Source organism: Glutamicibacter sp. St.4D3 (genome assembly GCF_059728615.1).
Genome location: NZ_AP039380.1, coordinates 265899 through 287506, shown reverse-complemented (window position 1 = coordinate 287506; position 21608 = coordinate 265899). Strand labels below are relative to the sequence as shown.

Sequence of the window (21608 nt, the reverse complement as noted above, 5' to 3'; positions counted from 1 at the left end):
AAGTGTCGGTGTGAGACGCTAATCTAGTACGCGAACCCCGGCCAGCCAGCACGGGTTCGCCCAGCAAGGAAAGAGAGCAGCAGTGTACGAGGGAGCAGTTCAGGAACTGATCGACGAGCTCGGTCGGCTTCCGGGCATCGGTCCGAAGTCCGCACAGCGCATCGCTTTCCATATCCTCGATGCCGATCCGGGTGATATGACCCGGCTGGCGGCCGCCATCCAGACGGTGAAGGAGAAGGTGAAGTTCTGCCAGATCTGCTTCAACATCACCGAGCAGGAGATCTGCGCGATCTGCCGGGATGAACGCCGCGATGGCAGCAAGATCTGCATCGTCGAGGAGTCCAAGGACGTGTTGGCCATTGAGCGCACGCGCGCCTTCAACGGCAAGTACCACGTGCTGGGTGGCTCCATCAACCCGATCCAGGGCATCGGCCCGGAGCAGCTGCACATCCGCGAGCTGCTCGCCCGGTTGGGCGATGAGTCGATCACCGAGCTGATCGTGGCCACCGACCCGAACCTGGAGGGCGAGGCCACGGCCACCTACCTGATTCGTGCGCTGCGGCCGCTGGGCATCAGCATCACCCGGCTGGCCTCGGGCCTTCCGGTGGGCGGGGACCTGGAGTACGCCGATGAGGTCACCCTGGCCCGTGCGTTCGAGGGGCGGCGCGACACCGCGCCCGCGGCCCCCGCCACGCCCTCCGCTTCCCAGGACTCCTAGGGCTGCCCCCACGGCCATCGCCCTCCCCGGCACGCCACGGTTCGCCTCCCGTGGACGGGCACACGCGCCCGGTTTTTAGTTGTCAAAAGTCAATGAATGTGGAATCGCCCACTTTGGTTGATCGAACTCAACCATCGGTCTATAGTTGACGTAGTTCAACTAACAGACTTTGGAGCACTATGACCACTACACCCGCGGATCAGAACCCGCGTATGTCGCACCGGGAGGTTTTGCAATCTCTCACCGGGCTGCTGATGGGCATGTTCGTCTCGATCCTGGCCGGCACCGTTGTTGCCAGCTCGCTGCCGGTGATCGTTGCCGACCTGCACGGCAGCCAGACCGCCTACACCTGGGTGGTGACCGCCACGCTGCTGGCCACCACCGTCTCCACCCCGATCTGGGGCAAGTTCGCCGACCTGGGCAACCGCAAGCTGCTGCTGCAGATCGCGCTGATGATGTTCGTGCTGGCCTCCGCGGCCGCCGGCTTTGCGCAGGACACGAACTTCCTGATCGCGATGCGCATCATCCAGGGCCTGGCCGGCGGCGGCATGGGCGCCCTGAGCCAGATCGTGATGGCCGACATCCTCTCCCCGCGCGAACGCGGAAAGTACATGGGCCTGTTCGGCGCGGTCATGGCCGTGGGTACGGTCGGTGGACCGCTGATCGGCGGGTTCATCACCGACACCATCAACTGGCGCTGGAACTTCTTCGTCGCCCTGCCGGTGGCGATCGTCGCGGTCATCATGATCCAGCGGACCCTGCATTTGCCCGCCGTGACCAAGCGGTCGTTCAAGATCGACTACTGGGGCATGATCCTGCTCTCCGCCGGCGTGTCCTTACTGCTGATCTGGATGTCGCTGGGCGGCAGTGAATTCGAGTGGGCCTCCCTGACCAGCTACCTGATGGTCGCCGGCTCGGTGCTGCTGCTGGCCGCGTTCGTCCTGGTCGAGCTGCGCGCCGAGGAGCCGCTGCTGAACCTGACCCTGTTCCGCAACCGCACCTTCACCTTCGCCGTGATCGCCTCGCTGGCGGTGGGCGTGTCGATGTTCGGCACCTCGGTGTTCCTCAGCCAGTACATGATCATGGCCCGCGGCGCCAGCGCCATGCAGGCCGGGCTGATGACCTTCCCGATGATGGCGGGCCTGCTGGTGATCTCCACCGGCGCCGGCTGGCTGATCTCGCGCTACGGCAAGTGGAAGGCGCTGGTGGTCAGCGGGTCCATCCTGCAGGTGATCGGGCTGTTCCTGCTAGGCAGCATCCACTACGACACCCCGTTCGTGCTGGTGGCCACGTACATGTTCATCCTGGGCGCCGGCGTGGGCCTGGTGATGCAGAACATGGTGCTGGTCGTGCAGAACTCGGTGGCACAGCGTGAGCTGGGCGTGGCCTCCTCGGCCGTGAACTTCTTCCGCACCCTGGGCGGCACCGCCGGCACCGCCGGGCTGGGCGCACTGTTGGCGGTCAGCATCCCGAACATGCTCGAGGACCGCAAGAACGAGCTGATGCAGGCTCTGGCCTCGCTGGGCGACAAGGCCGCTGAGGTGGGCGCCGCCCTGAATTCGGGCTCGCTGCCGGAAATCTCCTCGCTGCCCGAACCGGTGCGCGTGATCCTGGAATCCACCTATGGCGATGCCGTGGCCCAGCTGTTCGCGGTCGCCGCACCGATCAGCATCATCACCGTGATCGCGGTGCTGCTGCTGCCGAACCAGTCGCTGAGCACCCAGACCCGCACCGAGCGCATGCGCGATGAGCAGGGCCTGGTTGAGGTTGACCCGGAGCACGGCCTGGCCGCCGCCGCGGTGACCACCGAGGCCGCACAGCCCACTGGGGATGCCGCCGATGCACCGCAGGCCCCGGAGCAGGGCAAGACACTGGGCTCGGGCTCCACCGCGCAGCAACGCCCGGGGAACCCGGCGGGAAAGTAATCCACGATGAACACGGATCTAGCGGCCGCGGCCGAACCGGCCCGGGAAGACCTGGGGCCGGCGGCCACCGGGGATGACTTCAGCCACCGCTTTGAGGCGCTGGAGCACCAGCTGGTGCAGCTGATGGTGAACAACACCCACGCCAAACGGAACCTCGCGGCCCGATTCGGGGATCAGCTGCCGCCGGCCGCGCTGCCGGTACTGGCGCTGGTGCTGAAGAACGACCATATCGCGCAGTCGGAGCTGTGCTCGCAGCTGATGATCGACAAGGCCAGCCTCTCCCGGCTGGTGACCCGGATGGAAGAGGTCGGGCTGCTGGCGCGCAGCCTGGATCCGGATGACCGCCGGGTCAGCCGGCTTAGTGCCACCGACGAAGCGCGCACACGCTGGCGCGCTCTGATGGGAGAGCACCGGTCGCGCTGGCGGTCCAAGGTAAGCGAGTGGCCCCGTGACGATGTGGACCGGCTGATCGGACTCCTGGACCGGCTGAACATCGATCTGCGGGAGAACTAAACAGCCGGACTCACCTCGTGCTCCGAGGCGGAGAACAAGGTGTATCACCGGATAGGACGCCGGGGGACTGCGAAAGTCCCCCGGCGTCCTGCTGTTTCTCCACCCCTGACACCGAGGCGCGGCTTCGGTAAGGTCGTGCCATGACCAGTAAGTCCAGCAACATCCCAGCCATCGAGCGCGCCACCGGGATTGGGTGGGAACAATGGGTTGAGCACCTGGGCGCGGCCCAGGCCCAGACGCTGGCCCACGCGCGCATCGCCGAGCTGGCCGAGCAGCGCATGCCGCACCGGGTGCAGAACTCCGGCTGGTGGGCCCAGAGCGTGGCGGTGGCCTATGAGCAGCACATCGGACGGCGGCTGCCGGGCCAGGCCAACGACGGCAGTTTCCAGTTCTCCGTCTCACGCACCATCGACGCCGACATGGACCAGGCCCTGCAGCGCTGGCAGGAGCTGGCCCAGGAACGCGGCGACTTCAACGGGGTGCCGATCCAGGAGCCCGGGCGCGCCAGCAGCACCCCGAAATGGCGATACTGGCGCATCGGGCTGCAGGACGGGGCGCGGATCGCGGTGAACATCAGCGCCAAGGGTGCCAAGTCCGCGGTGGTGGTGAACCACAGCGGGATCATGGACCCGGATCTGGTGGAGAACTGGAAGTCCTACTGGCGCTCGCTGCTCGCCCAGCTGCCCTCCTGAGACGGTCCGGCCCCGCGGATCCCGCCCTTTGACCGGTCGATCGGGCTTGCGGGAAACGATTTCAACAGCATGTTGCGAAGATGTTGGGCAATATGACTAATGTTAAGAACCGCAACTAGGTCAAGTGGGGCACCTGCTGTCACAATAGGACACTGATAGAAATACCGCGGCCGCGCCGGCCAAAATCGGCTGGCTGCCGCGCGTACATCATGGTTGTTGCCACGGGTGTGGTTCAACAACTCTCAGTGTTGGAGTGTGCTTGCCCATGAGCCTGATCGTCCAGAAATTCGGTGGTTCGTCCGTCTCGGATGCCGAAGGCATCAAGCGTGTTGCGCGCCGGATTATTGACACCAAGGCCGCCGGCAACGACGTGGTCGTTGTCGTCTCCGCCATGGGTGACACCACGGACGACCTGCTGGATCTGGCAGCCCAGCTCACCACCAACGCCCCGGCCCGGGAAATGGACATGCTGCTCTCGGCCGGGGAACGCATCTCCATGGCGCTGCTGGCCATGGCCATCGACGAGCTGGGCGAACAGGCCGCCTCCTTCACCGGCTCGCAGGCCGGGCTGATCACCGATGCCTCCCACGGCATGGCCCGCATCATGGAGGTCTCCCCGCAGCGGGTGCACCGGGCGATCGAGCGCGGGTACATCGCGATCGTGGCCGGCTTCCAGGGGATGAGCAAGGAAACGAAGAACATCACCACCATGGGCCGCGGCGGCTCGGACACCACCGCGGTGGCGTTGGCCGCGGCATTGGACGCCGATGTCTGCGAGATCTACACGGACGTGGACGGCATCTACACCGCCGACCCGCGGGTGGTCTCCTCGGCGCAGAAGATCGAGAAGATCTCCAGCGAGGAAATGCTGGAGATGGCCGCCAGCGGCTCGAAGATCCTGCACCTGCGCTGCGTGGAGTACGCCCGCCGCTTCGGCGTGCCGCTGCACGTGCGCTCCTCATTCAGCACCCATGAGGGTACCTGGGTCATCCCCGACCCGGACGACAAGATCACCATCCAAGAGGGAGAACCCATGGAACAGCCAATCATCTCCGGTGTCGCCCACGACCACTCCGAGGCGAAGGTCACCGTTATCGGCGTGCCCGACATCCCGGGCAAGGCCGCGCAGATCTTCGGGGTCATCGCCGCCGCGCAGGCCAACATCGACATGATCGTGCAGAACATCTCCACCCAGGGCTCGGGCAAGACCGACATCTCCTTCACCCTGCCGATGACCGAGGGCAAGCGGGTGCTCGATGCGCTGAACACCGCCAAGGGCGAGATCGGCTTTGAGGAGCTGGAGTACAACGAGGAGGTCGGCAAGCTCTCCCTGGTCGGCGCCGGGATGCGTTCGAACCCCGGGGTGTCCTTCACCTTCTTCGAGGCGCTGCACCAGGCCGGGATCAACGTGGACATGATCTCCACCTCGGAGATCCGCATCTCCGTGGTCACCGACGCGGACAAGCTCAACGACGCGGTGCGCGCGATCCACACCGCGTTCAATCTGGACGCCGAGGTCGAGGCCACCGTCTACGGCGGCACCGGGCGCTAGGCCCGCAGCGCGCGGCCGGCCAGCAACAGCACAAAAAGGGCCCGGGGTTCCTTCCCACAGCGGGAGGAAACCCGGGCCCTTTGGCGTCAGGGTGCCGGCGCGTTAGCGGCTGAGCTTGCCGGTGAGCCCGGCGATCGGGCGCAGGAAGATCGGGCGGGCCAGCAGCCAGCCGGCGACGACCACGACCACCGAGCCGATGAAGACCCACAGGCCCAGCCAGCCGGTGTCATCACGTGCCGCGTACATGTGGTTCAGGTTGCGCAGCGCCCCGGTGGAGAAGACCAGCACCACGTGAACGATGATGAACATGACGAAGAACAGCATGGTGGGCAGGTGGATCGCCCGGGCCAGCTCGATCGGGTACGCCTTGTTGATCCTGGCCTGCTTCGGCCACGCGTTGGACATCCGCAGCCCGGTGATGATGGCCAGCGGCGCAGCGACGAACACCACCAGGAAGTAGGTGATCATCTGCAGGGCGTTGTAGTTCGTCCAGCTGTTCTCCAGGGGCCAGTCGAAGGAGGCGTACTGCAGGGCGGAGGACAGGGCGTTGGGGAACACGTCCCAGTGGGTCGGCACGATGCGCACCCATTGGCCGGTGACGAACAGCAGGATGTAGAACACCAGCCCGTTGAGCACCCACAGGGCGTCCAGGCTCAGGTGGAACCACAGTTCCAGGCTGATCTTCTTCGGTGTGCCCTTCGTCTTGACCAGCCCCTTGTTGTTCCGCGTCCAGAAGGTGCGCGGGCGCCCGGTGCTGCGCACCTGCCAGCCGGAGCGGATGATCAGCACGATCAGGAACATGTTCAGGAAGTGCTGCCAGCCCATCCAGGCCGGGAAGCCGACCGGCGCGTTCTGCGGCAGCGTGGAATGCCCCGGGTAGCGGGTCAGGAAATCCTGCACCGGTTCCAGGGTGCGCAGCCAGCGCGCCAGCAGCACCACGAGGGCGGCGACGATCAATGCCGCTGCCACCGTGAGAACCGGGCGCAGCCACGGGGGTGGTGTGGCCTTCCCGGTGCGTGACGGTTTCTTGCCGATCGTAGACATATGTGTTTTTCCTTCGACACGAAGTGGTGATTGCACTTATCGTAGCGTTCCTACCGAGGTGAAGTCAGGTATCGGTGTTCAGGTCGGCCCCGGTTTCCGTAGCTCAGCTGCAGCTGCAGGGCCTCGCTGGCGACCAGCGCGGCCAGATACCGCTGCGCGGTGGCCCGGGCGATTCCCACGGCCTCGGCGACCTGGGCGACGCTCAAGGGTTCGCTGGCATCCTGCACGCAGGCCAGCACCGCCTGCTCGGTGGGGGCGGCGCCTCCGGACGGCGCGGCGGTCTCCTCCCCCGCCCACAACGCCTTGTACAGCCGGTCCACGGCACCCTGGTCCAGGTTCGTGCTCGCCGCCAGCTGCCGGCGGTAGCGGGCCCAGCCCTTGAGCTTGGCGGCCAGGGTGCGCGGTTCGAAGGGCTTGATGACAAAGGCCAGCACCCCGGCGCGCAGGGCCGCGGCGATGTTCTGCGGTTCGCTGGCGGCCGAGACCATGATGACATCCACGTCCAGCACCTTGGCCAGCTCCAGGCCGCTCACGTGCGGCAGGTACAAATCCAGCAGCACCAGGTCCGGCTGCTGCGCGGCCACCACCTTGGGCACCGTGCGCGAATCCTGCACGGGTTCCAGCGCCGTGAAACCCGGTATCTCATTGACCATGGAGGCGTGCAGTTCACCGACCCTGAAGTCGTCGTCGACGATCAGCACCCGGTAGTCCCCAGGGGTTGGCATGGTTCAGCCCTTCCTTTCCTCGCTTAGTACCGACGGCAGCCGGGCGGCAATGACCGCCCCGCCGTGCTCCCCGCCCCGGTCGGCCACCCACACGTCCCCGCCGCGGGCCCGGGCCAGCCGGCGGATCAGGGGCAGTCCCACCCCGTGTCCGTGCCCGGCACCGAGCTGGCTGCCGGTGGTGACCGCGGGATTGAAGATGTCTTGTGCGGTGGTGATGCCCGCCCCCGAATCGGCTACCGCCAGGTGCAGGGTGCTCCCCTCGGACAACAGGTCGACTTCCACCCACCGCGGCCCTTCAGCCCCTAGTGAAGCAGTAAATGCATTATCAAGCATATTTCCAAGGACCGCAGTGACGTCCTGGGCGTCGTGGGCGCTGGCGACCGGCGCGTAGAGCATTGAGTCCGGGGAGATGCGCAGCTCGATTCCCATTTCGTGGGCGCTGATCCCCTTGGCCGCAATGAACGCGGCCAGATAGGGGTCGCTGATGGTTTCCAGCCCCTGGACCGGGACAATGGCCGGCCCCGAGTCGGTGACCTCACGCAGGTAGTCGCGGGCCTGGTCGATCCTGCCCTGGTGCAGCAGTCCCAGCACCGCGTGCATCCGGTTGGCGAATTCGTGGCGCTGCGCGCGCAGCGCGTCGGCCATGTCCTGCACCGCATCCAGCTTGGTGCCCAACGCCTCAACCACCGTCACGTCGCGCAGCAGGATCACCTGGCCCAGGTCCACCCCGTCGCGCACCACGTCATTGATGCGCGCGATCAGCGAGGTCTGGCCAACCTCCAGGCGCACCGGGGTGCGTTCGCGCTGCCGGATGGCGGTGACCAGCCGCTCGTTCAGTCCGGCGGCCGCGTAGTGGCGGCCCACCACGTCGGCCAGCTCGGTGCGGTGCGGCAGCCCGAGCATCTGCCGGGCGGCCTTGTTGCGCACCGTGATCACCCCGTCGCTGCCCAGGCCCATCACCCCGTCGGTCACCCCGTAGAGCACGGCCTGCTGGTCGCGGACCAGTTGGGCGATTTCCGCCGGTTCCAGCCCCAGGGTCTCACGCTTGAGCCGGCGCACCGTCGCCCGGCCAACCAGGGTGGCCAGCACCGCGGCCAGCAGCGCGAAGAGGATGATCCAGGAAATGGAGACCAGCAGGGTGCGGGTCAGCGACTCGGTGGCCAGCCCGACCGAGACCTCCCCGACCACGGCGTCAGTGCCCGGGGCCCGGACCGGCACCTTGGCGCGCACCGAATCGCCCAGGGTGCCGTGCTCCCGCGAGACATCCTCCACCCCGCTTAGCGCAACCGGATCGGTGGAGACCCGCTGGCCGATCTGCCGCGGATTCGGGTGGGTCAGGCGCAGCCCGCGGTCCTCGGTGATCACCACGAACGCGGCCCCGGTGTCCCGCCGGACCGCCTCGGCCTGCGCCTGCAGCGGCCCACGGCGCAGCGAACCGGCGTCGAGCCGCTCACGTTCGGCCTGCTCGGCGGCCACCTGGCGCACCTGCGGATCGGCGGCCACGGTGCGGGCGATACCCAGGGCCGTGGCTTCGGCACGTTCAAAGACCTGGTCGTAGCGCACCGCGATGGTCGCGGCGGTCACCACCAGGATCAGCAGCCCAAGCACCGCGAACTGCAGGCGCATGATGCGCGAGGCGAAGTGCTTGCCGCTCAGGCGGCGGCTGGTGGCGGTGGTGGAGCGCATTTACCCAGCATACGGGCCGGGGAGATTTTAATGAGCAAAAAGCGGTCAAAAACTAAAAGCGATCAGAACCCGGCACAAGCCGCGGTCGTGACGCAGCCCACGTAGCGTCAATGGCGTACCCGCCCCACGGGTGCAATCATCAACGTTTTTCCGCCAAGGAGGTCGGTGCAATGTTAGTTGCCCTCGGATTCCTCATGGTCGCCACCTTCATGGTGCTGATCATGACCAAACGCATGACCCCGATGCTGGCACTGATCATTGTGCCCACCGTGTTCGGGCTGTTCGCCGGGGCCGGGCTGGGCCTGGGCGACATGGTGATGGACGCCGTGAAGTCGATGTCCGGCACTGCGGCCCTGCTCATGTTCGCCATCATGTACTTCGGCATCATGATCGACGTGGGCCTGTTCGACAAGCTGGTGGCCGCGATCCTGAAGCTGGTCGGCAACGACCCGGCCAAGGTCGTCATCGGCACCGCGCTGCTCACCGCCGTGATCTCGCTGGACGGCGACGGCTCCACCACGTTCATCGTGGTCACCGCCGCCCTGCTGCCGGTGTACCAGCGCTTGGGCATGAGCCCGGTGGTGCTCACCTGCGTGGCCGGCCTGACCAACGGCACCCTGAACGTCGTGCCCTGGGGCGGGCCCACCGCCCGCGCCGCGGCCGCCCTGGGCGTGGAGGCCACCGACATCTTCGTGCCGATGCTCCCCTCCCTGGGTGTCGCGCTGGTCGTGGTCGGCATCTTCGCCTGGCAGCTAGGCCTGTCCGAGCGCCGCCGGCTGCACCGCGAAATGCCCGAGGTGTGGGGCACCGAGCTGGGCGGCGGCGCGCTGAACCGCCCGAAGGCCCCGGCCGGCGGCCCGGGCTCCTCCCCGGTGGCCGTGCTGCAAGCGGTGGCCACCAAGGGCGATGGCAGCGAACGGCCCACCATGGACGGAACCGCGCTGGACCCGAACCGCGAGACGCTGCGCCCGAAGCTGTTCATCTTCAACCTGGTGCTCACCGTGGCGATCATGGTGCTGCTGATCATCGACGTTGTTCCGCTGTCCTACCTGTTCATGGTCGGCACCGGCATCGCCCTGGTGGTGAACTTCCCGAAGGTCAGCGACCAGATGAAGATGATCACCGCGCACTCCAGCGAAATCATCGCCGTGGTCTCCATGGTGCTGGCCGCCGCGGTGCTGACCGGCGTGCTCTCGGGCACCGGCATGGTCGATGCGATGAGCGCCTGGCTCGTGGACATCATCCCGGATTCCATGGGCCCCTACCTGGCCGTGCTCACCGGCCTGATCTCCGTCCCGGCGACGTTCTTCATGAGCAATGACGCGTTCTACTTCGGTGTCCTGCCGGTGCTGACCGAGGCCGGAGCCCACTTCGGCATCGACGCGGTGGACATGGCCCGCGCCTCGATCACCGGCCAGCCGGTGCACATGCAGTCTCCGCTGGTGCCCGCGATCCTGCTGCTGGTCTCCATGGCCAAGGTTGACCTGGGCGATCACCACAAGAAGGTGCTGTGGCGGGCCCTGGTGGTCTCTCTGGTGATGCTCGCCTCCGGCGTGCTCTTCGGCGTGATCCACATGGGCTAGACCCACTTCCCACGCCGCTGGCGGCTCTTCCCGACATTGCCGGGAAGAGCCGCCAGCGGCGTTAAGCGGGCGGTGGGAGTGAGATGCGCGACGCCCGCTGGCCGCCACCGCCTCAGGGGCGGGATAATGGGTGCCATGCCCACGCCTGAAACCGTCCTGCTGCCCGCCGCCGCATGGGGCGAGCGCGCCCTGGAGCATGAGCGGCGCGCACGCAGCTTCGGCGAGGCCTTCACCACGCGGCGGATGAGCGGGAAGAAGCACCCGGTTGAGGACTTCCTGTTCACCTACTACACGCAGAAGCCCGGCCAGTTGTACCGCTGGCATCCAGGGGCCGGGGTGCAGCTGGCCGGGGAACCGGCCCGGCAGCGGGCCCACTGGAAGTTCTACCGGGTTTCCGAGGTGGACGGCACGCCGGTCGCGCAGGTCGATCTCGCCGCGTTCGCCGCCGCACGGGCCCGGATGGTGGAGTTCGCCCGGGTGATCCTGCGCGGCACCGCGAGCCGCCCCGCCAGCTTCTCCTGCTTTGGACTGCACGAGTGGGCGATGGCCTACAAGTCCGAGGAGAACGGGATCCGGCACGAATACCTGCCGCTGCGGCTGGGCGCGGCCGGCACCGACCGGGTGGTGGAGAGGCATCGGATCCGCTGCACCCACTTTGACGCCTTCCGCTTCTACACCCCGCAGGCCGCGCCGCTCAATGAGCTGCAGCCCACCCGGGAAACCCAGCGGGACCTGGAACAGCCCGGGTGCCTGCACGCCAACATGGACCTGTACAAGTGGGCGTACAAGCTGGTGCCGCTGGTCTCCAGTGAGCTGATGATGGACTGCTTCGAGCTGGCCTGGGACATCCGCACCATGGACATGCAGGCCTCCCCCTACGACCTGGCCGAGTGGGGCTACTCGCCGATCCGGATCGAAACCGCCGAGGGCAAGGCCCGCTACGTGCGGGAGCAGAAGCGCTTCGCCGAACGCGCCGACGTGCTGCGTTCGCGGCTGCTGGCAGTCGCCGAATCCGTGGCGCTGCCGGCCTCCGGCAACACCTTGAGCACCAGCTAGCGCCGGGACGCTGGCGGCCGGGCTGTGCTTCAAGCCACAATGGACTATGGACGTTCTACGCTTGGCGCGCCGCGCCGGACTTTCGCTGACCTGCCTGCTGGCCCTGATGGCGGCCAGCGGCTGCGCGCAGGTCGAGCCCGACGGGCAGCAGCCAACGACCACGGTCAGCAGCAGTTCCGCCTCCTCCCCCAGCCCCACGGATCCGGCCGTGGACACCGCGCTGACGGTGGAGCTGTACGCCGACGGCACGAACCTGAACAGCCAGTACACGCTGAGCTGCCGGGGCGCCGAGCCGGTGGATTCGAGCACCGTCCCGGATGCGGCGGCGGCCTGCGCGCTGATCGAGGAGAACCCGGCGGTCCTCGCCCCGCAGCGCCCGGCCTCCCAGCCGTGCACCGAGCAGTACGGCGGGCCGGACCGGGCCGTGGTCACCGGCACCCACCGGGGCGACGCGGTGGAAACCTCCTTTACGCGCAGCAACGGCTGCGCGATCGCCGAATGGGATGCGCTGGCTCCACTGCTGGGCCACGGCGGACTCTAGGCGACCTGCCACCCGCGGACCGACACGGAAAAAAGTTGATGAAAATCAACTACATTTGATCGTGTGACAACTAGGATTTGAGGTGTCATGGAATTCTTCCTCCTCACCGTCGCCCTGCTCTTTGTCACCGTGCTGGTGGTGGGAGTTTCCGAACGCATCGGACTGCCCTATCCGATCCTGATGCTGCTGACCGCGCTGGTGGCCGGCTTCCTGCCGTTCATGCCGACCCTGCACATCGACCCCGAACTGATCCTGCCGCTGTTCCTGCCGCCGCTGCTGTTCGCCACCGCCCAACGCAGCTCCTGGTCGGTCTTCCGGCTGCGCTGGCGCACGCTGATCCGCATGGCGGTGCTGCTGATCGTGGTCACCGCCGGCGCCGTGGCCGCCACCGTCTGGGCCTTCGTGCCGCTGCTGTCCCTGCCCCTGGCCATCGCGCTGGGCGCCATCGTCGCCCCGCCGGACCCGGTGTCCGTGGACGCGATTGCCACGAAGGTGAAGATGCCGCGCCGGCTGACCTCGCTGCTGGAGACCGAGGGCCTGTTCAACGACGCGATGGCGATCGTGATCTTCCAGCTGGCGGTGAACGCCACCATCAACCGCACCGACGTGGGACTGGAAATCATCCCGCAGTTCGTGCTCGGCGCCGCGGCCGCCACCATCCTGGGCATTGCAATGGCCTGGCTCGTTGGGGCGATGAACCGCTTCGTGCCGAACCTGGTGGCCCGCTGCGCGGCCACGCTCGTGGCCCCCTATGCGGTGTACCTGCTGGCCGAGGAGGTGCACGCCTCCGGGGTGATCGCGGTGGTGGTCACGGCGCTGGAGCTGGGCCGCCGGGCCCGCCCACAGGACTCCCGTGAACGGCTGACCCGCACCGCCTTCTGGGAAGTGCTGGAGATGCTGGCCACGGGCCTGGCGTTCGGGTTCATGGGCATTGAGATGAACCGGGTGGTCATCGAGGAGGGCGCGCACCTGCTGACCTTCATCCCGCAGGTGGCCCTGATCTGCGCGGTGGTGATCCTGGTGCGCCTGGCCTGGATCTTCGCCACCTACTACCTGCCGCACGTGCGGGCGCAGGGCCTGTCCGCCGCCAAGGACTCGCTGGTGCTCACCTGGTGCGGGATGCGCGGGCTGGCCACCCTGGCCCTGGCGCTCGCGCTGCCGGTCAGCGACGCGGCCGGGCAGGCGATCGAAGGCCGGAACTTTGCGGTGGTCACCGCCTGCGCGGTGCTGCTGACCACGCTGGTGATCCCGGGGCTGACCCTGCCGGCGCTGATGCGGGTGCTGAAGATCCAGGACAATGTGGAGCTGCTGGGGCGCAAGCGGCGCAAGCTGGCCAACCGGGCACAGCACACCGCGATGGAGACCCTGAAGGCCTCCCCGGACCTGGACAGGCTGCCCGATGACTACCGGGAGCTGGTGACCCGCCGGCTGCAGACGCTGCACACCCTGCTGCTCAGCGAGGAGTCGCAGGTGGAAAGCGACACCCTGCACGGGCAGAAAATGGCCAAGTACCGCAAGCTGATCCACATCTCCGATTCCCTGCAGAGCCAGGCGCTGGACGCGGCCCGCAATGAGCTGCTGCGGGCGCGCAACGAACCGGGGGTGGACCCGCACATGGTCGATGAGATCATTCACCGCCTCGACCAGCGCACCATGATCCTGGACCGCTAGCCGTTGTCCGCCGTCCGGGGGCGGCGCTGCAGGCGCACAATCACCTCATAGTGGTTGGTCTGCGGGAACATGTCCATCACCCGTGCCTGGACGGCGGTGAACCGGTCCATGCGCCGCAGGTCCTTGGCCAGGCTCACGGCGTTGCAGCTGGAGTAAATCACGTGCTGCACCTCAGAGGCGTTCAGCCAGTCGGCCAGGGTGGGCCCGATGCCGCGCCGCGGCGGGTTGACGACGACCAGCTGCGGGGCCTGGTCCTGGGCCAGGGCAAACTGCGTGGCGTCCCCGGCGATGAACCGGGTATCGGCCAGCCCCAGGTCCGCAGCGCTGCGTTCGGCCGCGCGCACCGCCTCGGCACTGGTTTCCACCCCGGTCACGCTGCGCCCCGGTGCGGCGGCGTGCAGTGCGAACCCGCCGACCCCGCAGTACAGGTCCCAGACGCTGGCCGGCTGCAGCTGCCGCACCCAGCTGGCGGCCTGGCGGTACAGGGCGGCGGCGATCGGCGTGTTGGTCTGGAAGAAGCCCTGCGGGCGCAGGTGCATCCCAATGCCGTTCAACTCCATCGGCAGGGTCTGGGCGGCGCTGAGCACGATCTCCTCACTGCCTTCGAGCACGGCCTTGTGCTCGGGCAGGAAGTTCACCGAGACCACCTTCGCCGCGGGCAGCGCCTTGGAAAACAGCGGCAGCGAATCGCGCAGCGCCACGAAGTGCTTCTTGGTGCGCAGCACCCAGCGCACCATCAGCTGCCCGGAGGGGGCCAGGGTGATGATCACGTGCTTGAGCTCACCCTTGCGCCGCGGCACGTCATAGGGGATCAGCCCCAGCTGGCGGATGAAGTGTTCGATGACGGGAAACGCGGCGCGCAACGCCGGGTCGCAGACCCCGCAGTGGCGCAGGTCCACCCCGTGCCCGTCCGCGTCCAGGATCCCGATGGTGGGGTTCTCGCTGGTGCCGGAAATCACCATTTTCGCCTTGTTGCGGAACCCTGATTCGACGCTGGGCTGCGGGGGCAGGAAGCGCAGCTGCTCATGCCCGGCCAGCAGCTGGGCGCAGTGCTCGGCCTTGCCCTGCAGCTGCTGCTGGTAGGGGCGGGTAATTTGGCTGCAGGAACGGCACCGGCCGGCCGAGAAGTAGAGGCATTGCATGATGCTGGCCATGTTATCGAATCCGCCCCGCTGCCAACTAAGTGAGCTCGACGCTGATTGCCCGGGATTTTTCAGGTTCCGGCGATAGGCTCAAACCCAGTTGCTTCGCTGGGGCGTAGCATGATGACCGCACTCGCAACCCCGGAAAGGGACAATGGTTCAGCAGATTCGACGCCGCTCGCTTCGTCGTCCCCTGGCCTTCACGGCCCTGCCCTTGGCCGCTGCGCTGGGTGTCAGCGGCTGCTCGGCCCCGTCCCAACCGGCCCAGCCCGTCGCTCCCACCTCGTCTTCGGCCCCCGAGGCCGCCGCACAGGGTTCCGGCCAGGTCGCGGCCGCCCCACAGCCCAGCAGTGACCCCAAGGCCAGCAGCACCGGCAAGGCGCCGGCCACCACCGAACCGGCCCCCTCCACCGCTGCGAGCAAGACCGCCGATGAGGTGGCCCCCCTTTCCAGCGCCGGCACCGGCGCGAAGGCCCCGGCGGTGTCCCTGCTGCCTAGCACCAGTGCCAGCTACGACAAGGCGACCACCCAGCTCCTGGATGCGGTAAAGAACAAGAAGGTCGCCCAGGCGGAGAAGGCCGTTGCCGACGGCGCGGACCTGGAGGCCCGCGACAGCTACGGGCGCACCGCGCTGCTGAAGGCGGTGGTGAACAAGGACGAGGCGATGGCCCTGAAGCTCTTGAAGCTGGGCTCTGACCCGAACGCCACCGATGACTTCCACGAATCCGCCTACCTGCGCTCCAGCGCCGAGGGAATGGTGCCGGTGCTCTCCGCCGCGATCGAGCACGGTGCGGACCTGGAGGCCACCAACCACATGGGCAGCACCGCGCTGATGATGGCCAGCGAAAACGGTGAGGTCGAATCCGTGCGGCTGCTGCTGCAGCACGACGTGGAGGTCGACCACGTCAACGACCTGGGCTGGACGGCGCTGCATGAGGCCGTCGTGCTGGGCCAGGGCTCCTCGAACTTCGTCAACGTCGCCCGGCTGCTGCTGCTGGGCGGGGCCGATGCGACGATCAAGGACCGCACCGGCAGCGACGCGCTGGAGCTGGCCAGCGAACGCGGGCTGTCGCAGATGGTGCAGGCCATCCGCAGCGCCTCGCGCTAGGGTGCGGCCGCGCCCGGCGGCTACAGGGCGTCCAGGTAGAACCAGGCCCCGTCTTCCTTGACGAACGTGCTTTTTTCGTGCTGCGTGCCCACCCCGTCGGCCGCACGGTAGCTGGCCTCGAACTCCACCACCCCGCGCGAGGCTGATTCCTGGCCGGCCCGGGTGGAAAGGATCCGCAGCCCCAGCCAGTGCACACCCGGGTCGAAGTCGATGCTGCGCGGACGGGTGCTCTCATGCCAGGTCGCCAGCAGGTAGTCGGCCAGCTGCAGCACAAACGCGCTGTAGCGTGAACGCATCAGCTGTTCGGCGCTCTGCGGCAGCGCGCTGGCATCGGCCCGTCCCGCGTGCCAAGGGGCGCAACAGCGCCCATAGCTGCGCGCGTGCTCCTCGGCGACCCGGCAAGGGCAGGTCGCCGCGAGTGAAGTGCTCAGTGAAGTAGCCACGCCTCCAGCGTACTGCCTGGCTGCGCCCGGCACCCGTGCGGCGGGCGGGTTCCGGTCCCGGGGATAGCTGGCTCACACTCGGCCCAGCACCGGTCACATTGCCGGTAGACTGGATGGGCAAGCTCGCGGAGCGCCAATCCCCCTGGTGTGAGACGGCAACTCCGTGTGGCATTTAACCCCCTCGCGCACAGGAGATATGCCGGATGCCCCGGATCGTTGTTGATGTCATGCTCAAGCCAGAAATCCTTGACCCCCAGGGCAAGGCGATTGCGGGAGCACTGCCCCGCCTTGGCTTCTCCTCCTTCGAAGCTGTCCGCCAGGGCAAGCGCTTCGAGCTGACCGTGGAGGGCGAGGTGACCGAGCAGATCCTCACCCAGGCCCGTGAGGCGGCCGCCACCTTGCTGTCCAACCCGGTGATCGAGGACGTCGTCAACGTCGAGGTCGTCGCGGACTAATGAGCACCGAACTGCCCCTGATTGGCGACTATTCGACGCCCAGTGCTGAACTGTCCGGCGCCCGCATCGGCGTGGTGACCTTCCCCGGAACACTGGATGACCGCGACGCCGCCCGTGCGGTTCGCGCCGCCGGCGCCCAGGCCGTGGCGCTGTGGCACGCCGACACCTCGCTGGGAGAGGTGGACGCGGTGATCATCCCCGGTGGCTTCTCCTACGGCGACTACCTGCGTGCCGGGGCGATCTCCCGCTTCGCCCCGATGATGGACAAGATCGTGGACGCGGCGAACTCCGAGGCGAAGCTGCCCGTGCTGGGAATCTGCAACGGCTTCCAGATCCTGACCGAGGCGCACCTGCTGCCCGGTTCGATGATCAAGAACGACCATCTGAAGTTCATCTGCCGCGACCAGGTGCTGCGCGTGGAGAACAACCAGACCGCCTGGACCGGTGAGTACGAGCAGGGTGAGGAAATCACCATCGTGCTGAAGAACCAGGACGGCCAGTACGTGGCCGATGAGAAGACCCTGGACGCGCTGGAGGCGGAGAACCGCATCGCGTTCTCCTACGTGGGCTGGAACCCGAACGGCTCCCGCCGCGCGATTGCCGGGGTGAGCAACCAGGCCGGCAACGTCGTGGGCCTGATGCCGCACCCGGAGCACGCCATCGAGCCCGGCTTCGGGCCGGACCACCGCGGCACCGACGGCCTGCGGTTCTTCACCAGTGTTCTGACCCACCTTGTTGGAGGCAAGAAATGAGCAAGGACGTCGCTCAGGAATTCAATATCGACACCGTGGAGAATGCCTCGGCCACCCCTCAGGTTCAGCTGCCCTGGGCCGAACTGGGCCTGAAGGAAAACGAGTTCGACGAGATCGTCAAGATCCTGGGCCGGCGCCCCACCGCCGCCGAGCTGGCGATGTATTCGGTGATGTGGTCCGAGCACTGCTCCTACAAGTCCACGAAGAACCACCTGCGCCAGTTCGGCGCGAAGGTCACCGAGGAGATGAAGAAGGACCTGATGGTCGGCATCGGCGAAAACGCCGGCGTGACCGACCTGGGCGACGGCTGGGCCGTGACCTTCAAGATCGAATCGCACAACTCCCCCTCCTACGTGGAGCCCTACCAGGGTGCGGCCACCGGCATCGGCGGCATCGTGCGTGACATCATCTCCATGGGCGCCCGCCCGGTGGCGGTCATGGATCCGCTGCGTTTCGGCGCCATCGACCATCCGGATTCCCAGCGTGTGGTGCACGGGGTGGTCTCCGGCATCGGCGGCTACGGCAATTCGCTGGGCCTGCCGAACATCGGCGGGGAAACCGTGTTCGACCCGATCTACCAGGGCAACCCGCTGGTCAACGCGCTGGCCGTGGGCGTACTGCGCCACGAGGACCTGCGCCTGGCCAACGCCTCTGGCGTGGGCAACAAGGTGGTGCTCTTCGGGGCACGCACCGGCGGGGACGGGATCGGCGGCGCCTCCGTGCTGGCCTCCGAGTCCTTCGACGACTCCAAGCCCTCCAAGCGCCCGGCCGTGCAGGTCGGTGACCCGTTCGCCGAGAAGGTGCTCATCGAGTGCTGCCTGGAACTGTTCAAGGCCTCCCTGGTCGAGGGCATCCAGGACCTGGGTGCCGCGGGCATCTCCTGCGCCACCAGCGAGCTGGCCTCCAACGGCGAGGGCGGCATGCACGTGGAGCTGACCAACGTGCTGCTGCGCGACTCGACCCTGACCCCGGGCGAAATCCTGATGTCCGAGTCCCAGGAACGCATGATGGCGGTGGTCTCCCCCGAAAACGTTGAGGCGTTCGAGGCCGTCATGGCCAAGTGGGGCGTGGAGTACTCCTGGCTGGGCGAGGTCACCGACACCAACCGCCTGGTCATCACCTGGAACGGCGAAGTGATCGTGGACGTGGATCCCAAGACCGTCGCCCACGACGGCCCGGTCTACGACCGCCCATACGCCCGCCCCGACTGGCAGGATGCGCTGCAGGCCGACACCTTCCGCTCCTCCGCGGCCGGGCAGGACCTGCCGGGCACCGGTGAGCAGCTCAAGGCGGCGGTGCTGGAGTTGATTGCCAGCCCGAACCTGTGCGACAAGTCCTGGATCACCCGCCAGTACGACCGTTACGTGGGTGGCAACACCGCGCTGGCCTCCCCGGATGACGCCGGCGTGGTGCGCGTGGACGAAGCGAGCGGGCTGGGGGTGGCGATCGCCACCGACGCCAACGGCCGCTACACCTACCTGGATCCTTACGCAGGAGCGCAACTGGCGCTGGCCGAGTCCTACCGCAACGTGGCCACCTCCGGGGCCATCCCGGCGGCGGTCTCCGACTGCCTGAACTACGGTTCCCCCGAGGACCCGGACGTAATGTGGCAGCTGGCCGAGGGCATCCGCGGACTGTCCGACGCCTGCATGGAGCTGGGCGTGCCGGTCACCGGCGGCAACGTGTCGCTGTACAACCAGACCGGGGAGAAGGCCATCCACCCGACCCCGGTGGTCGCCACCCTGGGCAAGCTGGATGACGTGGCCCGCCGCACCCCCTCCGGGTGGCGCGCCGAGGCCGACGGGCAGGCGATCTACCTGATCGGCAAGACCCTGGATGAGCTGGACGGCTCCGAGTACGCGAACCTGCGCGGGCACCTGGGCGGGCTGCCGCCGAAGGTGGACCTGGCCGCGGAGAAGGCGCTGGGCCAGGTGCTGATCAACGCCAGCCGCGACGGCATGATCGACGCCGCGCACGACCTGTCCGAAGGCGGCCTGGCCGCGGCGCTGTCCGAGATGGTGCTGCGCTACGGCGTGGGTGCCCGGGTGGCGCTGGATGAGGTCATGACCCGTGATGGCATCGACGCGTTCACTGCGCTGTTCTCCGAAACACAGGCCCGCGCCCTGGTCGCGGTGCCGCGCAGCGAGGAAGTGCGCTTCAACGACATGACCAGCGCCCGCGGGATCACCGTGGCCCGGATCGGTGTGGTGGACGCCGAGTCCAACGCGCTGGAGGTCCAGGGGCACTTCACCGCCTCGGTGGAGGAACTGCGTGAGGCCCACGAGGGCACCATGGAGAAGTACTTCGGTTAATCGCCACTCTCCGATTTAACGCAACGGCCCGTTTCCCCCTCGCGGGGAGACGGGTCGTTGCGTTTCCCCCTCTCCGCAGGGGTGAGCCTTCCCATCTTGTACATGGCGGTGATGACCAGAGTCCCTTTGGGCGCAATGCGCCGAGTGCTTTCCCCGGTATTGGTCGCTTGGCGGGTGCAATGGAAATGCCATGGTCCACATAGACGTTATCCCCGGACACCTCTGCCGCGAGAAGAACCTAAATCTGCAGATCTGTATTCTGGGCTTTGGTAGATGCGCGGACGTATCTGCGCAGCCTGAACTTTAGTACGTCAAAGCTGTCTCGCAACTAACGATGGCAAATAAAATTTTCGATTCTTCCGCCTTGAGGTTCACGGTAGCCGTGTAATAGTGCAAGGTAGGGCGGCGCTATGGGGAGTCATGTCGGTAGCGGAGGTGAGCCGCCCCATCTTGTATCCCAGCTCGGCAGCGCGCAGACTCGAGGTGCCGGCCCAAGCGCGGTGGGCCGGGCCAGTGCGGCACCGCCACCCGATACCCGCGCATGATTCGAAGGGGGCCGGCAGATGTCGAAGCACCAGAGGCAGAAGTACCCGCGCCCCGGACGAGGCGAGGGGGCTCCGAGTGGCGCTGATCTGTTCGTCCTGCAGGTGCTTGAACGCGCCGAGCAGGCCGGGGCGAAGGCCGGGATCAAAGCGGTGAGGAAGGCGCTGAAGTACGCCCACACCCCTGGCTTCGAGTTGAGCCCAGAGCAGCAGGAGCAGCTTCGGGCGGCCGCCGAACGTGCCGGGGCCGCCGCGGCCCTGCTCGAAGCCCGCGACATGCTGCACGGTTCCGCGCTCCACGCACCGCACCGTGAAGGGGAACCCGCCGAGGCACCGGTCTCCGCCGCCCCCGAATCCGACCAGCCCCGTGTGGCGCCGGCGCAGGGCAAGGGCCAGCACGTGCTGGAGATCCGCCGGAGCGAGCAGTTGAGCCCACAAATGCTGCGGATCATCGCCGGAGCACCACAGCTGGACGGTTTCCAGCCCAACACGAAGGCCGACCAATATGTGAAGGTCTACTTCGCCGACCCCCAGCTGGGCCTTGAACCGCCCTATGACATTAAGGCGCTGCGGCAGCACCTGCCCCGCCACCAGGTGCCCCGCTCCCGCTCCTACACCATCCGGTGGGTGGACCGCGCCGCGCAGGAACTGGCCATCGACTTCGTGCTGCATGATCAACCCGGTTCCGCCGGGGAGTGGGCGCAGGCCGCGCGCCCCGGGGACCGGCTGGTGATCTCGGCGGCCCGCGGCAAGTTCAGCCCGGACCCGGACTCGCAGTACTTCGTCCTCGGCGCCGATGAAACGGCGATCCCGGCGGCGTCCCGCGCCCTTGCCGCCCTGCCCGAGACGGCGCTGGGCGTGGCCCTGCTGGAGGTGGCCGGGCCGCAGGGCGAACTGCAGATCCCCCACCCTGCGGGAGTGGAGCTGCGCTGGCTGCACCGCAATGGACAGCCTCCGGGCACCACCGACCTGCTGGCCGAAGCTTTCCTGGAGCTGCCCACTCCCCCGCCACAGAGCACGGTGATCGCCCACGGCGAGCGCTCTGCCGCCAAGGCGATCTCCCGCATCGTCGCTGGCTGGGGCCTGGACAAGAAGCGGGTGCACGTCTCCTCCTACTGGACGCTACGCACCCGATCGCGCTGAACCGG

General features: G+C 67.5%; 19 protein-coding genes. 14 read left to right on the top strand and 5 right to left on the bottom strand.

Features of this window, described 5'->3' with window-relative positions; genetic code table 11:
• Nucleotides 1-82: 82 nt before the first annotated feature.
• The 5 genes from recR (at nt 83) to AC6I21_RS01380 (ending at nt 5400) form a co-directional block, all read left to right on the top strand.
• Nucleotides 83-718 carry a recombination mediator RecR gene (gene recR, locus AC6I21_RS01400; RefSeq protein WP_138174443.1) on the top strand — a complete coding sequence of 212 codons (636 nt, stop codon included), beginning with the start codon at nt 83-85 and terminating at the stop codon, nt 716-718.
• A gap of 179 nt (nt 719-897) precedes the next feature.
• Nucleotides 898-2643, top strand: coding sequence for a DHA2 family efflux MFS transporter permease subunit (locus AC6I21_RS01395; RefSeq protein ID WP_249354277.1), 1746 nt, complete (start codon nt 898-900; stop codon nt 2641-2643).
• A gap of 6 nt (nt 2644-2649) precedes the next feature.
• Nucleotides 2650-3156: a MarR family winged helix-turn-helix transcriptional regulator gene (locus AC6I21_RS01390; protein ID WP_138174445.1), complete on the top strand. Its 507-nt coding sequence runs from the start codon at nt 2650-2652 to the stop codon at nt 3154-3156.
• A gap of 140 nt (nt 3157-3296) precedes the next feature.
• Nucleotides 3297-3848, top strand: a complete 552-nt coding sequence (locus AC6I21_RS01385; protein ID WP_138174447.1) for a hypothetical protein — start codon at nt 3297-3299, stop codon at nt 3846-3848.
• Between the two features lie 265 nt (nt 3849-4113).
• On the top strand, nt 4114-5400 hold the full coding sequence (locus AC6I21_RS01380) for an aspartate kinase (protein WP_138174449.1): 1287 nt from the start codon (nt 4114-4116) through the stop codon (nt 5398-5400).
• A gap of 102 nt (nt 5401-5502) precedes the next feature.
• On the opposite strand, the gene AC6I21_RS01375 is transcribed toward AC6I21_RS01380, so the two are convergent.
• Genes AC6I21_RS01375 through AC6I21_RS01365 form a run of 3 tightly spaced genes read right to left on the bottom strand, consistent with a single transcriptional unit; the run spans nt 5503 to nt 8855 of the window.
• A complete protein-coding gene (locus tag AC6I21_RS01375) occupies nt 5503-6444 on the bottom strand; it encodes a cytochrome b/b6 domain-containing protein (RefSeq protein WP_138174451.1) in 942 nt (313 codons plus the stop codon).
• 50 nt (nt 6445-6494) lie between these two features.
• Nucleotides 6495-7169, bottom strand: coding sequence for a response regulator (locus AC6I21_RS01370; protein ID WP_138174453.1), 675 nt, complete (start codon nt 7167-7169; stop codon nt 6495-6497).
• A 3-nt stretch (nt 7170-7172) separates the two neighbouring features.
• Nucleotides 7173-8855: a sensor histidine kinase gene (locus AC6I21_RS01365; RefSeq protein WP_138174455.1), complete on the bottom strand. Its 1683-nt coding sequence runs from the start codon at nt 8853-8855 to the stop codon at nt 7173-7175.
• A gap of 170 nt (nt 8856-9025) precedes the next feature.
• Between AC6I21_RS01365 and AC6I21_RS01360 the strand changes: the two genes are divergently transcribed.
• From AC6I21_RS01360 to AC6I21_RS01345, 4 genes are all read left to right on the top strand, one after another.
• Nucleotides 9026-10438 carry a CitMHS family transporter gene (locus AC6I21_RS01360; protein ID WP_138174457.1) on the top strand — a complete coding sequence of 471 codons (1413 nt, stop codon included), beginning with the start codon at nt 9026-9028 and terminating at the stop codon, nt 10436-10438.
• A gap of 135 nt (nt 10439-10573) precedes the next feature.
• Complete coding sequence (locus tag AC6I21_RS01355) at nt 10574-11494, top strand: 3-methyladenine DNA glycosylase (RefSeq protein WP_138174459.1); 921 nt, start codon at nt 10574-10576, stop codon at nt 11492-11494.
• A gap of 46 nt (nt 11495-11540) precedes the next feature.
• On the top strand, nt 11541-12035 hold the full coding sequence (locus AC6I21_RS01350) for a hypothetical protein (RefSeq protein ID WP_138174461.1): 495 nt from the start codon (nt 11541-11543) through the stop codon (nt 12033-12035).
• 87 nt (nt 12036-12122) lie between these two features.
• Nucleotides 12123-13706 (top strand): cation:proton antiporter, encoded by a 1584-nt coding sequence (locus AC6I21_RS01345; protein ID WP_138174463.1) that lies wholly within the window; start codon nt 12123-12125, stop codon nt 13704-13706.
• Here the strand turns inward: AC6I21_RS01345 and rlmC are convergent.
• A complete protein-coding gene (gene rlmC, locus AC6I21_RS01340; RefSeq protein WP_138174741.1) occupies nt 13703-14848 on the bottom strand; it encodes a 23S rRNA (uracil(747)-C(5))-methyltransferase RlmC in 1146 nt (381 codons plus the stop codon). The two genes, AC6I21_RS01345 and rlmC, sit on opposite strands and share 4 nt — an antisense overlap.
• A gap of 154 nt (nt 14849-15002) precedes the next feature.
• Between rlmC and AC6I21_RS01335 the strand changes: the two genes are divergently transcribed.
• Nucleotides 15003-15956, top strand: a complete 954-nt coding sequence (locus AC6I21_RS01335) for an ankyrin repeat domain-containing protein (protein WP_138174465.1) — start codon at nt 15003-15005, stop codon at nt 15954-15956.
• A 20-nt stretch (nt 15957-15976) separates the two neighbouring features.
• On the opposite strand, the gene AC6I21_RS01330 is transcribed toward AC6I21_RS01335, so the two are convergent.
• Nucleotides 15977-16399 (bottom strand): YchJ family protein, encoded by a 423-nt coding sequence (locus tag AC6I21_RS01330; RefSeq protein WP_246049680.1) that lies wholly within the window; start codon nt 16397-16399, stop codon nt 15977-15979.
• 203 nt (nt 16400-16602) lie between these two features.
• On the opposite strand from AC6I21_RS01330, the gene purS reads away from it, so the two are divergent.
• From purS to AC6I21_RS01310, 4 genes are all read left to right on the top strand, one after another.
• Complete coding sequence (gene purS, locus AC6I21_RS01325; protein WP_054820624.1) at nt 16603-16854, top strand: phosphoribosylformylglycinamidine synthase subunit PurS; 252 nt, start codon at nt 16603-16605, stop codon at nt 16852-16854.
• Nucleotides 16854-17606, top strand: coding sequence for a phosphoribosylformylglycinamidine synthase subunit PurQ (purQ, locus tag AC6I21_RS01320; protein ID WP_138174467.1), 753 nt, complete (start codon nt 16854-16856; stop codon nt 17604-17606). The genes purS and purQ overlap by 1 nt, the downstream gene beginning before the upstream one ends.
• Nucleotides 17603-19918, top strand: coding sequence for a phosphoribosylformylglycinamidine synthase subunit PurL (gene purL / locus AC6I21_RS01315; protein WP_396277770.1), 2316 nt, complete (start codon nt 17603-17605; stop codon nt 19916-19918). Before purQ ends, purL begins: the two co-directional genes overlap by 4 nt.
• Nucleotides 19919-20481: 563 nt before the next feature.
• Nucleotides 20482-21603 (top strand): siderophore-interacting protein, encoded by a 1122-nt coding sequence (locus AC6I21_RS01310; protein WP_138174471.1) that lies wholly within the window; start codon nt 20482-20484, stop codon nt 21601-21603.
• Nucleotides 21604-21608: the final 5 nt, after the last annotated feature.